Source organism: Herbaspirillum rhizosphaerae (assembly GCF_001189965.1).
Lineage (GTDB): Bacteria > Pseudomonadota > Gammaproteobacteria > Burkholderiales > Burkholderiaceae_D > Herbaspirillum > Herbaspirillum rhizosphaerae.
Map to the genome: position 1 here is coordinate 48,739 of NZ_LFLU01000003.1, position 13,503 is coordinate 62,241.

The 13,503-nt window shown below is 57.5% G+C and carries 14 protein-coding genes; all 14 read left to right on the top strand.

Annotated elements, in window-relative coordinates; all coding sequences use genetic code 11:
* Positions 1-51 precede the first annotated feature (51 nt).
* Positions 52-984, top strand: a complete 933-nt coding sequence (gene fabD, locus AKL25_RS05630) for an ACP S-malonyltransferase (RefSeq protein ID WP_050476680.1) — start codon at positions 52-54, stop codon at positions 982-984.
* Positions 981-1,754, top strand: coding sequence for a 3-oxoacyl-ACP reductase FabG (gene fabG, locus AKL25_RS05635; RefSeq protein WP_050476681.1), 774 nt, complete (start codon positions 981-983; stop codon positions 1,752-1,754). Before fabD ends, fabG begins: the two co-directional genes overlap by 4 nt.
* Positions 1,755-1,877: 123 nt before the next feature.
* Positions 1,878-2,117, top strand: coding sequence for an acyl carrier protein (acpP, locus tag AKL25_RS05640; protein WP_007881445.1), 240 nt, complete (start codon positions 1,878-1,880; stop codon positions 2,115-2,117).
* A 30-nt stretch (positions 2,118-2,147) separates the two neighbouring features.
* On the top strand, positions 2,148-3,389 hold the full coding sequence (gene fabF, locus AKL25_RS05645; protein WP_050476682.1) for a beta-ketoacyl-ACP synthase II: 1,242 nt from the start codon (positions 2,148-2,150) through the stop codon (positions 3,387-3,389).
* A 63-nt stretch (positions 3,390-3,452) separates the two neighbouring features.
* On the top strand, positions 3,453-3,938 hold the full coding sequence (locus tag AKL25_RS05650) for a protein YgfX (protein WP_050476683.1): 486 nt from the start codon (positions 3,453-3,455) through the stop codon (positions 3,936-3,938).
* A 113-nt stretch (positions 3,939-4,051) separates the two neighbouring features.
* The gene (rpoE, locus tag AKL25_RS05655; protein WP_007881448.1) at positions 4,052-4,654 is read left to right on the top strand and encodes an RNA polymerase sigma factor RpoE; all 603 of its coding nucleotides are present in this window, start codon (positions 4,052-4,054) and stop codon (positions 4,652-4,654) included.
* A 123-nt stretch (positions 4,655-4,777) separates the two neighbouring features.
* Complete coding sequence (locus AKL25_RS05660) at positions 4,778-5,425, top strand: sigma-E factor negative regulatory protein (protein WP_050476684.1); 648 nt, start codon at positions 4,778-4,780, stop codon at positions 5,423-5,425.
* Position 5,426: 1 nt separating this feature from the next.
* The gene (locus AKL25_RS05665) at positions 5,427-6,452 is read left to right on the top strand and encodes a MucB/RseB C-terminal domain-containing protein (protein WP_050476685.1); all 1,026 of its coding nucleotides are present in this window, start codon (positions 5,427-5,429) and stop codon (positions 6,450-6,452) included.
* A 14-nt stretch (positions 6,453-6,466) separates the two neighbouring features.
* The gene (locus tag AKL25_RS05670; RefSeq protein WP_050476963.1) at positions 6,467-7,972 is read left to right on the top strand and encodes a DegQ family serine endoprotease; all 1,506 of its coding nucleotides are present in this window, start codon (positions 6,467-6,469) and stop codon (positions 7,970-7,972) included.
* Positions 7,973-8,074: 102 nt separating this feature from the next.
* On the top strand, positions 8,075-8,338 hold the full coding sequence (locus tag AKL25_RS05675) for a glutaredoxin family protein (RefSeq protein WP_050476964.1): 264 nt from the start codon (positions 8,075-8,077) through the stop codon (positions 8,336-8,338).
* 260 nt (positions 8,339-8,598) lie between these two features.
* Positions 8,599-10,398 (top strand): translation elongation factor 4, encoded by a 1,800-nt coding sequence (gene lepA / locus AKL25_RS05680; protein ID WP_050476686.1) that lies wholly within the window; start codon positions 8,599-8,601, stop codon positions 10,396-10,398.
* Positions 10,395-11,306 carry a signal peptidase I gene (lepB, locus tag AKL25_RS05685; protein WP_050476687.1) on the top strand — a complete coding sequence of 304 codons (912 nt, stop codon included), beginning with the start codon at positions 10,395-10,397 and terminating at the stop codon, positions 11,304-11,306. The genes lepA and lepB overlap by 4 nt, the downstream gene beginning before the upstream one ends.
* A 225-nt stretch (positions 11,307-11,531) precedes the next feature.
* Positions 11,532-12,587: a ribonuclease III gene (rnc, locus tag AKL25_RS05690; protein WP_050476688.1), complete on the top strand. Its 1,056-nt coding sequence runs from the start codon at positions 11,532-11,534 to the stop codon at positions 12,585-12,587.
* Positions 12,584-13,498 (top strand): GTPase Era, encoded by a 915-nt coding sequence (gene era / locus AKL25_RS05695; protein WP_050476689.1) that lies wholly within the window; start codon positions 12,584-12,586, stop codon positions 13,496-13,498. The genes rnc and era overlap by 4 nt, the downstream gene beginning before the upstream one ends.
* Positions 13,499-13,503 lie beyond the last annotated feature (5 nt).

The window sequence follows — 13,503 nt, forward strand, 5'->3', positions numbered from 1 at the left end:
GGCTCGCATTCTGTGCTGATACGAATTGATTTACTAACGACAAAATAGAGCATGACAAAATTTGCTTTTGTTTTTCCGGGCCAGGGTTCGCAGGCCATCGGAATGTTGAACGGATTTGCCGATAACGAAGTCGTCAAGGCGACTGTTGCGGAAGCTTCCGATGCGCTGCAATTCGATCTCGGCAAGCTGATTGCCGAAGGTCCGAAGGAAGATCTCGATCTGACCACCAACACTCAACCGGTCATGCTGACTGCGGCCGTGGCGTTTTATCGTGCCTGGCTGGCCGCCGGCGGCAAGGCGCCGGCGCTGGTTGCCGGTCATAGCCTGGGCGAGTATTCCGCGCTGGTGGCTGCGGGCGTGATCGCCTTCAAGGATGCGGTGCCGCTGGTGCGTTTCCGTGCGCAAGCCATGCAGGAAGCGGTTCCTGTCGGTCAGGGCGGCATGGCGGCAATTCTCGGTTTGTCGGATGACGATGTGCGTGCCGTCTGTGCCGAAGCTGCGCAGGGCGAGGTGGTCGAGGCCGTCAATTACAATTCGCCGGCGCAAGTCGTGATTGCCGGCAGCAAGGCGGCCGTCGAGCGCGCCTGTGAAATCGCCAAGGCCAAGGGCGCCAAGCGCGCGCTGGTGTTGCCGGTGTCGGCGCCGTTCCATTCGTCGCTGCTCAAACCGGCTTCGGACCGTTTGCAAGCCTATCTGGCGAACGTGCCGTTCTCTGCGCCGCAACTGCCGCTGATCAATAACGTCGACGTCGCGATCGTCAATGATCCTGCCGCCATCAAGGACGCCTTGGTGCGTCAGGCTGCCAGCGCCGTGCGCTGGGTCGAGACTGTGCAAAAGATGTCGGCTGAAGGCATTACCCACGTGGTCGAATGCGGTCCCGGCAAGGTGCTGGCCGGTCTGACCAAGCGTATCAATGGCGACCTGACTGGCGAAGCTATCGTCGATCAGGCTTCTCTGGACAAGGTATTGGAGTTGTTGAAGTGACTGATCAAAATTCGCAAATTTCGCAAAACCTGCAAAATCAAGTCGCGCTGGTCACCGGCGCATCCCGTGGCATCGGCCGCGCCATCGCTCAGGAACTGGTTCGCCAGGGCGCCAAGGTGGTCGGCACGGCGACGTCTGAAGCCGGTGCTGCCGCCATCAGCGAATATCTGGAGCAATTGCAGCCAGGCTGCGGCAAGGGCGTCGTTCTCAATGTGACGGACGTTGCTGCCTGTAACGCCGTCATTGATACGATCCAAAAAGAATTCGGCAGCCTTTCGATTCTGGTCAACAACGCCGGCATCACGCAAGATCAGCTCGCCATGCGCATGAAGGAAGAGGAGTGGGATAATGTCATCTCCACGAATCTGACGGCTGTGGGGCGCCTGTCGCGCGCGGTGCTGCGCGGCATGATGAAGGCCAGGCATGGCCGCATCATCAACATCACATCCGTGGTCGGCTCGGCCGGCAACGCGGGGCAGATGAACTACGCAGCCGCCAAAGCGGGTGTGGCCGGCATGAGCCGCGCGCTGGCGCGTGAAATCGGCAGCCGCAACATCACGGTCAATTGCATCGCGCCGGGCTTTATCGACACCGATATGACCAAGGTGCTGGGCGAGCAGCAAACGGCCGCCTTGTTGCAGCAGATTCCGCTGGGCCGTCTTGGCGCTCCCGAGGACATCGCTGCCGCCGTCGCATTCCTGGCGTCGGCGCAGGCCGGTTACATCACCGGCACGACCTTGCATGTCAATGGCGGCATGTATATGAATTAAGCGTCTTTGGACGCAATTGGCAGCAATTTAAGTATTCTTGTTAAGAATACTTAAAAGTAAATTTTTAGCGTGCAAACCTGATAAAATGCGCGCACTTTTGTAACCTATCCACTGGAGGCACTTATGTCCGATATCGAACAACGCGTTAAAAAGATCGTCGCTGAGCAACTGGGCGTCGCTGAAGCAGACATCAAGACAGAATCGTCGTTCGTGGACGATCTGGGCGCTGACTCGCTCGACACAGTCGAACTGGTCATGGCACTGGAAGATGAGTTCGAAATGGAAATCCCTGACGAACAAGCTGAAAAAATTACAACCGTGCAACAGGCGATCGATTACGCCAAGGCACACGTCAAGGCCTAAGCTGGTTTTGAACGACTCTAGGAGAATTGCTTGAGCCGCTCACGTGAACGTCGTGTAGTCATTACCGGTCTGGGTTGCATTTCACCTGTTGGCAATAACATTGCCGATGCATGGGGTGCAGTCAAAGAAGGTAAGTCGGGCATTGCTACCATCACGAAATTTGACGCCACTCCTTTCACCACGCATTTTGCGGGTGAAGTGAAGGGCTTCAATATCGAAGACTACATCCCCGCCAAAGAAGCCCGCCATATGGATACCTTCATCCATTACGGCATGGCGGCCGGGATGCAGGCCATGCAGGACAGTGGCCTGGTCGTGACCGACGAAAACGCCGAGCGTATCGGCGTCATCATCGGTTCCGGCATCGGTGGTTTGCCTCTGATCGAGCAAACGCATGAAGAGCTGACCAATCGCGGCCCGCGCCGCATCAGCCCGTTCTTCATTCCGGCGTCGATCATCAATATGATTTCCGGTAACTTGTCGATCAAGTACGGTCTGAAGGGCCCTAATCTGGCCATCGTGACTGCTTGCACGACAGGTCTGCATTGCATCGGTTCGGCCAGCCGCATGATTCAGTACGGCGATGCCGACGTGATGATCGCCGGTGGTGCGGAATCCAGTGTTTCGCCGTTGGGTATCGGTGGTTTCGCCTCTGCGCGTGCACTGTCGACGCGCAATGACGATCCGGCGACTGCGTCCCGTCCGTGGGACAAGGATCGCGACGGCTTCGTGCTCGGCGAAGGCGCCGGCGTGATGGTGCTGGAAGAGTATGAGCATGCCAAGGCGCGCGGCGCCAAGATCTATGCTGAAGTGCTGGGTTTCGGGATGAGCGGCGACGCTTATCACATGACCGCTCCGAATCTGGATGGTCCGCGTCGTTGCGTGGTTTCGGCCTTGCGCGATGCCGGCGTCAATCCGGACGAAGTGCAGTACCTGAATGCGCACGGTACGTCGACCCCGCTGGGCGACCAGAACGAAACCGACGCAATCAAGGCGGCTTTCGGTGATCATGCTTACAAGATGGTCGTCAATTCCACCAAATCCATGACCGGCCACTTGCTGGGCGGTGCAGGCGGGCTGGAATCGGTGTTCACCGTGTTGGCGTTGCATAATCAGATCTCTCCGCCGACCATGAACATCTTCAATCAGGATCCGGAATGCGACCTTGATTACTGTGCCAACCAGGCGCGCGATATGAAGATCGATATCGCCGTCAAGAATTCGTTTGGATTCGGCGGCACTAACGGCACGCTGGTGTTCGGTAAGGTATAAAGATGTCAGTATCAGGCTCGGCTTTCAATTGAAAGCCGAGTTCGTTTCTCCACTCCAATTTATATGTCGATAGCAGTCTCCGCGGATATCAAGCCTTCCCGTACGCTATTGATCATGATGGCTGCAGCAGCTATCGTCGTCGCCCTCATCGGCGTTATCTTTGCTTTTGCTCTGGTGGGGCAATTGTCTTTCATTCTCAGAATGTCTCTGGCTGCAATCTGCGTGGCGGCGGCGTTGCTGGCATTCTGGCTGGTGCTGCAAAATCGCAAGGCGGTCTGGCTGCATATTTCCGGAACGGGGCAGATCCGGCTGGTGGAGCATCATGCCGTCGTGCGTGCGAAGACCGGATCCCGTGTCGTGAGCGGCGGTCTGGCGCAGTTGCTGGCCGGTTCCACCGTGTGGCCGAATCTGCTTTTGCTGCGTCTCAGACTTGAAAACGGCAAAGTACGCACCATACCTGTCTTGCCGGACTCTGTCTCGAAGGAAACTTTCCGGGCGCTGCAAGTGGCTTGCCGTTGGGTTGCAAGTCATAATAACGACGCCCGCTAGGCATGCGATTCACTAAAAAGCTGAAAAGATAGTACGCTTGCTGAATTTATTGCGTCACAACTGGTCAATGATTCGGTTTGTGCAGAAATGATAAAAAAACAAGGAACCTGGATTTGACGACGGAACGCGAAATTGATCAACTGCTTGTCGAGCGTGTACAGCGTGGCGATAAGAAGGCGTTCGAGCTATTAGTTGCCAAATATCAACGGAAACTGATGCGGCTCGTTTCGCGTTTGGTGCGCGATCAGGCTGAAGCCGAGGATGTGGTGCAGGAGGCGTTCATCAAAGCCTACCGCGCGCTGCCCCAGTTCCGCGGTGATTCCGCGTTTTACACCTGGTTGTATCGTATCGGGATCAATACTGCGAAAAATTACCTCGTCACTATGGGACGCAGGGCTCCCACATCAACCGAGGCGGATGCCGAAGAAGCTGAAACTTTTGACGATGGAGAGCACCTAAGGGACATCAATACTCCCGAGTCGATGCTGGCGACCAAGCAAATTGCTCAGACCGTCAACGTGGCAATGGAGGCGCTGCCCGAGGAATTGCGGACCGCAATCACCTTGCGAGAGATTGAAGGACTGAGTTACGACGAAATCGCCGATGCCATGGGATGTCCGATTGGCACCGTGCGCAGCCGGATTTTCCGGGCGCGCGAAGCGATTGCTGAAAAGCTGAGGCCGTTGCTGGGCACGGCAATCGACAAGCGTTGGTAAGGTCGACGGCTGTATGCAGAATGCGGTGGTAGTGCGTTAAGTGTTTTATAGAGTTTTTGTAGCTAAGCGACATAAAAATAAGAGTGGGTGATGGAACTGAATTTTGTGGCCGGGTGACTACTTATGGATACCAAAGAAATTAGCAGAGAACAGATTTCGGCATTGGCCGACGGCGAGCTGGTTGACGCACACGTCAACGTAGCGTTGGCCGTGTTGCGACAGCCTGAAGAGCAGATCACATGGGATCTGTATCATCAGATTGGCGACGTTCTGCGCTCCGATGAAATGGCTTTCTCGCTGAGCGAAGGGTTCGCGGCGAAGATGAGCGCACGTCTCGATGCCGAGCCGGCAATCATCGCCCCACAGCTGAATGCCGTGGCGGCGGAGCAGATTATTGTTCCCGCAGCCGCCAATGGCGGATCGGCGCGCAGACGTTTCGTACGACGTTTTGCCATGCCGGGTGCGGCGGTGGCGGCAGCTGTCGTGGCGGTCGTTTTCGTGACCTCTCCGCAGCAATCGGTGACGATGGCCAATAACGGCGCTGCGACGTCGACCGTCCTTGCTCCGGCAGGCTCGGGCGTCACTACCGTGGCGGCATCGTCGTCTCCGCAAAGCGCCGTACAGGTCAGCAGCCTGGCGCAGCAGGGCGAGGTCGCGCGCGATCCTCGTATCGACGATTATCTGCTGGCTCACCAGCGTTTCTCGCCATCCATGTACAGCTCGGTCCAATATGCCCGTTCGGCGGCCTTCGCAATTGACTCAGACAAATAATATGCGGCAGACACAAGGTTTGCTCCGGGTAGTTCTATTCCTTTCGGCATTCATGGCATTCTCCGCCCGGGCGGAGAATGCACTGCCGGCAAAAGTGAGCAACAATCAGGACGCGCAGGTCTTACTCAAAAAAATCCAATCCGCAGCTCAGCGGCTCAATTATTCCGGTACTTTCGTTTATCAGCAGTCCAACCAGATACGCACATCGCGCATTACGCATATCCTGGCCGGCAAGAACGAGATTGAAAAACTGGAAGTCCTCGACGGCAAGCCGCGCGAATACATCCGCAACAACGATGACGTCGCCTGTTACGTGCCGGAAGCGAAAACGGTTCTGATCGAAAAACGCATCACGCGTGACGTCTTCCCTGCGATTCTGGCCGCCAACCCGACGGACCTGGTCGACTATTACAGCGTCAAAATGGGTGAAACCGGACGCGTTGCCGGCCATGATTGCCAGGCGGTGATCCTGGAGCCGAAAGACAAGTTGCGCTACGGTTACAAACTCTGGGCCGACAAGGCTACCGGACTGCTGTTGCGGGCGCAGACCTTCGACGCCAAGAACGACGTGGTGGAGCAGATCTCCTTTACGCAAATCGAGATCGGCAACATCGACCACAATCGCGTCAAACCAAGCTTTACCAATACCAATGGCTGGCACATCGAAAACTCGGTCATGAGCCAGGTCAATTTGTCCGGCTGGTCGGTAACGCCGCCGCCGGGATTCAAGAAGATCCAGGAAGTCAAACGCCTGATTTCGGACACGCAAAACACCGGCACCTCTGCGGCCCAGCATGGCGTCACAAGCCAGCGCGAAGTTTCCCAGATCGTGTTTTCGGATGGCCTCGCCGCGATATCCGTCTTTATCGAACCCGGTTCGCAAAGCCGTACGGAAGGCTCGATGCAGCAGGGCGCCATGAATATTGTCGGTCGTCGCCAGGGCGACTACTGGCTGACTGTTGTCGGCGAAGTGCCGGGTACGGCGATTCGGCAAGTGTCGAATTCAATAGAGTTCAAATCCAAATAATACAAAAATACATGATGATCCCCGCCAAGAAAGTCTTGTTGTCGTCGTTGCTGAGCGCCTCGGTGCTTGCACTGTCGCCGTCCTTGTCCGGCCTGAGCGCCGCAGTCGCCGCGCCAGCAGTTGCCGGTTTGCCGGATTTTGCCGATATCGTCGATCGTACCGGTCCCGGCGTCGTCAACATTCGTACGACTGAGCGCGTCAAAACCGGCCAGCCGCAGGCGGGTGCCGATGACGAAGAAATGCAGGAGTTTTTCCGCCGTTTCTTCGGCGTGCCCATGCCTCGTCAGCAGCCGAATACGCCTAACACGCCGAATGCGCCAAGTGCGCCACGCAACAAGGGCAAGGGCGGAAACGCTCAGCCGCAGGAAGAAGTGCCGCGCGGTGTCGGCTCGGGCTTCATTATTTCTGCCGACGGCTACATCATGACCAACGCTCACGTGGTTGAAGGCGCGAGCGAGGTTTATGTCACGCTGACAGACAAGCGTGAATTCAAGGCCAAGATCATCGGTTCCGATACCCGTACCGACGTGGCGTTGTTGAAAATCGATGCATCCAGCCTGCCGCGCCTGGTGATCGGCGACTCCGACAAGATTCGCGCCGGTGAGTGGGTGTTGGCGATCGGTTCTCCTTTTGGCCTGGAGAGCACCGTGACGGCTGGCATTATTTCCGCCAAGGCACGCGACACCGGCGATTATTTGCCCTTGATCCAGACCGACGTGGCCGTCAATCCGGGCAATTCCGGCGGTCCGCTGATCAACCTCAAGGGGGAGGTCATCGGTATCAACTCCCAGATCTATAGCCGCTCAGGCGGCTTCATGGGGATTTCGTTTGCCGTGCCTATCGATGAGGCGCTGCGTGTTTCGGATCAGTTGAAGGCGAGCGGTCGCGTGACGCGCGGCCGTATCGGCGTGCAAATCGGTGAAGTCACGAAGGACGTCGCCGAGTCGCTGGGCTTGAGCAAAGCGCAGGGCGCGCTGGTGCAACGCGTCGAGCCGGGCGGTCCTGCCGACAAGGGCGGTCTGGAAGCCGGCGACATCATCCTCAAATTCAACGGCGCCGCGATTGAGAAGCCGAGCGATCTGCCGCGCATGGTCGGAAACATCAAGCCGGGTTCGCGCGCAACAGTCAATATCTGGCGCAAGGGTGCGGCGCGCGACGTCAGCCTGACGGTTGTCGAGCTCGAGGCCGACAAGCCGGCCAAGGTCGAAGAGAAGAAGCCAAAGCAAGAGGCTGCGCCAAATGCCCTGGGGCTGATCGTCAGCGACCTGAGCGATGCGCAGAAGAAGGAATTGAAGGTTGAGAACGGCGTGCTGGTTGAATCGTCCGTCGGTGTCGCGGCAGCGGCAGGCTTGCGTGCCGGCGACGTTGTTCAGCGTCTCAACGACATCGATATCAAAGACGCCAAGCAATTCAACGGCCTGGTCGCCAAGCTGGATCCGAAGAAGCGCGCGGCCGTGTTGGTGCGTCGCGGCGATTCCTCGCAATTCGTTCCGCTGCGGCCCAGCACCAGCGGCAACTAAGCCGGGCAGCCAAGGCTGATCCAAGGTTTGTCTGGCAAAGGCTGCATGCTTCACGGCATGCAGCCTTTTATCTGTAATGTGCAGTGCAGATCGAGGCGTTTGATGTCACTCACTCATTTCGTTGTGTATTCCCGTTCCTACTGTCATTTGTGCGAAGACATGGTGCATGCGCTGGAGGTATTTCGCGCCGATCACGACTTTACCGTCGAGATGATTGATGTCGACGCCGACGAAGCATTGATCGCTCGCTATGACGAGCTGGTGCCGGTCCTGGTGGGGCAAAAGGACGGGAAACCGGCGAGGCAGCTTTGTCATTACTTCCTGGATGTGGCGGGCGTAAAACAATTCTTGCTTGAGGGAAATTAACAGCCTTGTGCGGATTTTTCATCGCCGCCCGGGGGGGGGGGGCTGTCATTGACGGATTTACGCCATAAGCCGCCCATCGACGGCAAACAGCCTCAGGTGAGGGAAAGAATCTGCACTGATGACAGCTCGTCAATGGGGATTCGGGTTTTGGCCCCTGAAATCCGGTAGAATGCTGGGTTGTACAAAAGCTGTTGTAAAGGCGCTCACTTGGGAGACGCTCCCATTCTGGAGCGCCTTTTTTCATCGTTTTCCGCAATTTAATGAACAATATCCGTAACTTCTCGATCATTGCCCATATTGACCACGGCAAATCCACGCTTGCTGATCGCATCATCCAGCTCTGCGGCGGCCTCTCCAATCGCGAGATGGAGGCTCAGGTGCTCGACTCGATGGACATCGAACGCGAGCGTGGCATTACGATCAAGGCGCAAACCGCCGCGCTGCAGTACAAGGCGCTTGACGGCAACATCTATAACCTCAACCTGATCGATACGCCGGGCCACGTCGACTTCAGCTATGAAGTCAGCCGCTCGCTGTCCGCCTGCGAAGGCGCGCTGCTGGTTGTGGATGCCTCGCAAGGCGTGGAAGCGCAGACCGTCGCCAACTGCTACACCGCGCTGGAACTGGGCGTCGAAGTGGTGCCGGTCCTGAACAAGATCGACTTGCCGTCGGCCGACCCCGACAACGCCAAGAGCGAGATTGAAGAAGTCATCGGCATCGACGCTTCCGACGCGACGCCGTGCTCGGCCAAGACCGGCCTGGGCGTGCAAGACGTCATCGAAGCCTTGATCGCCAAGGTGCCGCCGCCGAAGGGCGATCCCAACGCGCCGCTGCAGGCGCTGATCATCGACTCCTGGTTCGACAACTATGTCGGCGTGGTCATGCTGGTGCGCATCGTCAACGGCACCCTGCGTCCGAAGGAAAAGATTTTCCTGATGGCGACGGAATCCACCCACCTGACCGAAAGCATCGGCGTCTTTACGCCCAAGTCGCAATCGCGCGAGACGCTTTCGGCGGGGCAGGTCGGCTTCATCATCGCCGGCATCAAGGAATTGAAAGCAGCCAAGGTCGGCGACACCGTCACGCTGGCGGCGAACAAGGCAGCAGAGCCGCTGCCGGGCTTCAAGGAAGTCCAGCCGCAGGTGTTCGCCGGCTTGTTCCCGGTCGAGGCGAATCAGTACGACGCCTTGCGCGACTCGCTGGAAAAACTCAAGCTCAACGACGCCGCATTGCAGTACGAACCGGAAGTCTCGCAAGCGCTGGGCTTCGGCTTCCGCTGCGGTTTCCTCGGTTTGTTGCACATGGAAATCGTGCAGGAACGCCTTGAGCGCGAATTCGACATGGACCTGATCACGACGGCGCCGACCGTGGTGTATGAAGTCGTGTTGCGCGACGGCGAAGGCACCATCCTGATGGTCGACAATCCGTCGAAGATGCCGGAGCCGTCCCGGATCGAAGAGGTGCGCGAGCCTATCGTCACCGTCAATCTCTACATGCCGCAGGAATACGTCGGCTCGGTCATCACGCTGTGTACGCAAAAGCGCGGCGTGCAGATCAACATGAGCTACCACGGCAAGCAGGTGCAGCTGACCTACGAAATGCCGATGGCGGAAATCGTGCTGGACTTCTTCGATCGCCTGAAGTCGACCTCGCGCGGCTATGCGTCGATGGACTATGAGTTCAAGGAATATCGTTCGGCCGACGTGGTCAAGGTCGACATGCTGATCAACAGCGAAAAGGTCGATGCGCTGGCGATCATCGTGCACCGCGCCAACAGCCAGTTCCGCGGCCGCGCCGTGGCGGCCAAGATGCGCGAACTGATTCCGCGCCAGATGTTCGACGTGGCGATTCAGGCGGCCATCGGCGCCACTATCATCTCGCGTGAAAACGTCAAGGCGCTGCGCAAGAACGTGTTGGCCAAGTGCTACGGCGGCGACATCAGCCGCAAGCGCAAGCTGCTCGAAAAGCAGAAGGCCGGTAAGAAACGCATGAAGCAAGTCGGCTCGGTGGAAATTCCGCAGGAAGCCTTCCTGGCAATTTTACAAGTGGATGAAAAATGAACCTGCAGTCTCTCTTAGGCAATTTCGCACTGATTCTGTTTGTCCTGATGATCGTGACCGGCGTGATCTGGTTTCTCGATGTGTTCTTCTGGTCCAAGCAACGCCGCGCCAAGGCCGATGCTGCGCTGGCAGAGTTCGATGCACGCGTCGCCAAGCTGAGCGGCGAAGGCATCAAGAGCGACACCAACGGCCGCGCTGCGCTGGAAGCGAGCCTGTTGCGCCAGCCTACCTGGATTGAATATTCGGGCAGCTTCTTTCCGGTCATCGCGCTGGTGTTTTTCCTGCGTTCGTTCCTCTATGAGCCGTTCAAGATTCCGTCGAGCTCGATGGTGCCGACGCTGCTGGTCGGCGACCTGATCCTGGTGAACAAATACACCTACGGCATTCGCCTGCCGATCATTAACAAAAAAATCATCAACGTGAATGATCCGCAGCGCGGCGACGTCATGGTCTTCAAATATCCGGAAGATACCTCGGTCGACTACATCAAGCGCGTGGTAGGCGTGCCAGGTGATAAAATAGTCTATAAAAACAAGCGTCTAACGGTAAATGGTAATGAAGTTTCTTATAAAGCATTGCCAGATTATCTCGATGATGGGAATCTGACGTACTATAAGCAATGGCAGGAGAGCCTGACCGGCGTGGAGCACAACATACTGACCGACGAGCGGGCCCCGAATTTCGTGCCTGATCCGCATCAGTACCCCAAGCGAGACCTGTGCTCGTACAACGCAGAAGGGTTTGCCTGCACGGTGCCGACCGGTGAGTACTTCATGATGGGCGACAACCGCGACAACAGCCTGGACAGCCGCTATTGGGGCTTTGTACCGGATGAAAACATTGTCGGAAAAGCATTCTTTGTCTGGATGAATCTGGGTAATTTGAAGCGTATTGGCAGTTTTCATTAAGTTTCTGTCAGGCATCATCTTTTTGGAGCAAGGGAGAAAAAGCCTCTTCCCGGCATTTTTCTCCAGTCCAGGAAAATCCTACTGCCGGCTGGCCGTCGTGTTTTGGTAACGATATTGCGGTTGGTTGCAGATAACGGGCCGGGTGGCCTGAGAGGTCGGGCGCATGCGTTGCGGGCGGGTAGCCGGACGCATCCGGGTTCGGACTTCTAAGCGACGGATGAATAAATGGATCCATTAGTATTGCAAAATCGGCTGGGGCACACGTTCAAGGACGCTACGTTACTGCAGCAGGCCTTGACGCATCGTAGCCATAGCAGCTTGCATAACGAACGCCTGGAGTTCCTCGGCGACTCGATTCTTAACTGCGTCGTTGCCTCTCTGTTGTTTGACCGTTACAGCAAGATCGACGAAGGCGATTTGTCGCGCCTGCGCGCCAATCTCGTCAAACAGCAATCCCTTTACGAAATCGCCCAGCGCCTCGATCTGTCGCAGTTCCTGCGGCTCGGCGAGGGCGAATTGAAGTCCGGCGGATTCCGCCGTCCGTCGATCCTGGCCGATACGCTGGAAGCGCTGTTCGGCGCCATTTTCCTGGATGCGGGGTTCAACGCCGCGCGCGACGTGATTCGCTCGCTGTATATCCCGATTCTCGACACGGTCGATCCCAAGACGCTGGGCAAGGACGCGAAGACCTTGCTGCAGGAATATCTGCAAGGAAAGAAAATTCCCTTGCCGCAATACAACGTGGTCGCCACGCACGGCGCGGCGCATAATCAGGAATTCGAGATCGAATGCCTGGTGCCCAAGCTGGAGATCCAGGTCTTCGGCACCGGCGGCAGCCGGCGTGCAGGCGAACAGGCTGCCGCCAAGCTGGCGCTGGAAGCCGTGCAGGCTGCGCTGGTCAAGGCGCCGGCGTCTGCCCGCAAACCGCGCACGCGCACCACGCAGCTTAAACTGGCGGGTATCGCGACGATACAGCCGGATGCACCGAACGAGGAACTGCCCTTGCTGGCGGAGCCGGCTGCGCCTAAAGCGGAACACAAGGTGGAAAAGCCCGTCTCGATCAAGGCCGCCAAGACCGACGCCGCAAAAAGCGACGCCAAGGCCGACAGCAAGACCGATAGCAAAATCGACGGCAAAGCAGAAACAAAGCACGACAAGACCGAAGCAAAAAGCGACAGCAAGAGCGACCATAAAGCGCCACTGGCTGCCGCCGATCTGAACGACAACCGAAGCGAGGCTCCGGCCTCTGCACCACCCGTTACACAAAGTAAAACCGCATGACAGACACCACAGCTCCTTCCGACGCATCGAACGATTACCGATGCGGATACATCGCCATTGTCGGTCGCCCGAACGTCGGCAAATCGACATTGATGAATGTGCTGGTCGGCGCCAAAGTCAGCATCACTTCACGCAAGGCGCAAACCACGCGCCATCGCATCACCGGCATCCAGACGATCGAAAACACCCAGTATGTCTACATCGACACGCCGGGCTTCCAGACACGTCACAGCAACGCCCTGAACAAGACGCTCAACCGCACCGTCACCACTACGCTGACGGCAGTCGACGTGATCTTGTACGTGATCGAAGCCGGTACGTTCGGCCCGGCCGACAAGCAGGTCATGGCGCTGCTGCCGGCCAACGTGCCGTGCATACTGGTGATGAACAAGTCCGATCGCAACAAGGACAAATCGGTGCTGATGCCGTTCGCGCAGGAAGTCGCTTCGCAGCACAACTTCGCCGCCGTCGTTCCGGTCTCGGCCAAGCAACGCTTCCAGCTGGATCAGCTGCAGGAAGAAATCCGCAAGCTGCTGCCGAACAATCCGCCGATGTTCGACAAAGACGACATCACCGACCGCAGCGAGAAATTCCTGGCGTCGGAAATCGTCCGCGAAAAAGTCTTCCGTTTCGTCGGCGAAGAACTGCCCTACACCAGCACTGTCCTGATCGAAAAATTCGAGCAGGAAGGCGATTTGCGCCGCGTCTTCGCCGCCATCCTGGTGGAGCGCGACGGGCACAAGGCCATGGTGATCGGCAACAAGGGTGCGCGCCTCAAGGAAATTTCCACCCAGGCGCGGCTGGACATGGAGCGCCTGTTCGGCGGTCCGGTTTATCTCGAAATCTGGGTCAAGGTCAAATCCGGCTGGGCTGACAACGAAGCCGGGTTGCGTGCCTACGGCTACGAATAGACATA

Coding starts and splice junctions, on each gene's coding strand:
- fabD (WP_050476680.1), top strand. CDS start 52: ATGACAAAATTTGCTTTTGTTTTTCCGGGCCAGGGTTCGCAGGCCATC.
- acpP (WP_007881445.1), top strand. CDS start 1,878: ATGTCCGATATCGAACAACGCGTTAAAAAGATCGTCGCTGAGCAACTG.
- rnc (WP_050476688.1), top strand. CDS start 11,532: ATGGATCCATTAGTATTGCAAAATCGGCTGGGGCACACGTTCAAGGAC.
- AKL25_RS05650 (WP_050476683.1), top strand. CDS start 3,453: ATGTCGATAGCAGTCTCCGCGGATATCAAGCCTTCCCGTACGCTATTG.
- AKL25_RS05670 (WP_050476963.1), top strand. CDS start 6,467: ATGATCCCCGCCAAGAAAGTCTTGTTGTCGTCGTTGCTGAGCGCCTCG.
- AKL25_RS05660 (WP_050476684.1), top strand. CDS start 4,778: ATGGATACCAAAGAAATTAGCAGAGAACAGATTTCGGCATTGGCCGAC.
- lepA (WP_050476686.1), top strand. CDS start 8,599: ATGAACAATATCCGTAACTTCTCGATCATTGCCCATATTGACCACGGC.
- lepB (WP_050476687.1), top strand. CDS start 10,395: ATGAACCTGCAGTCTCTCTTAGGCAATTTCGCACTGATTCTGTTTGTC.
- AKL25_RS05665 (WP_050476685.1), top strand. CDS start 5,427: ATGCGGCAGACACAAGGTTTGCTCCGGGTAGTTCTATTCCTTTCGGCA.
- AKL25_RS05675 (WP_050476964.1), top strand. CDS start 8,075: ATGTCACTCACTCATTTCGTTGTGTATTCCCGTTCCTACTGTCATTTG.
- era (WP_050476689.1), top strand. CDS start 12,584: ATGACAGACACCACAGCTCCTTCCGACGCATCGAACGATTACCGATGC.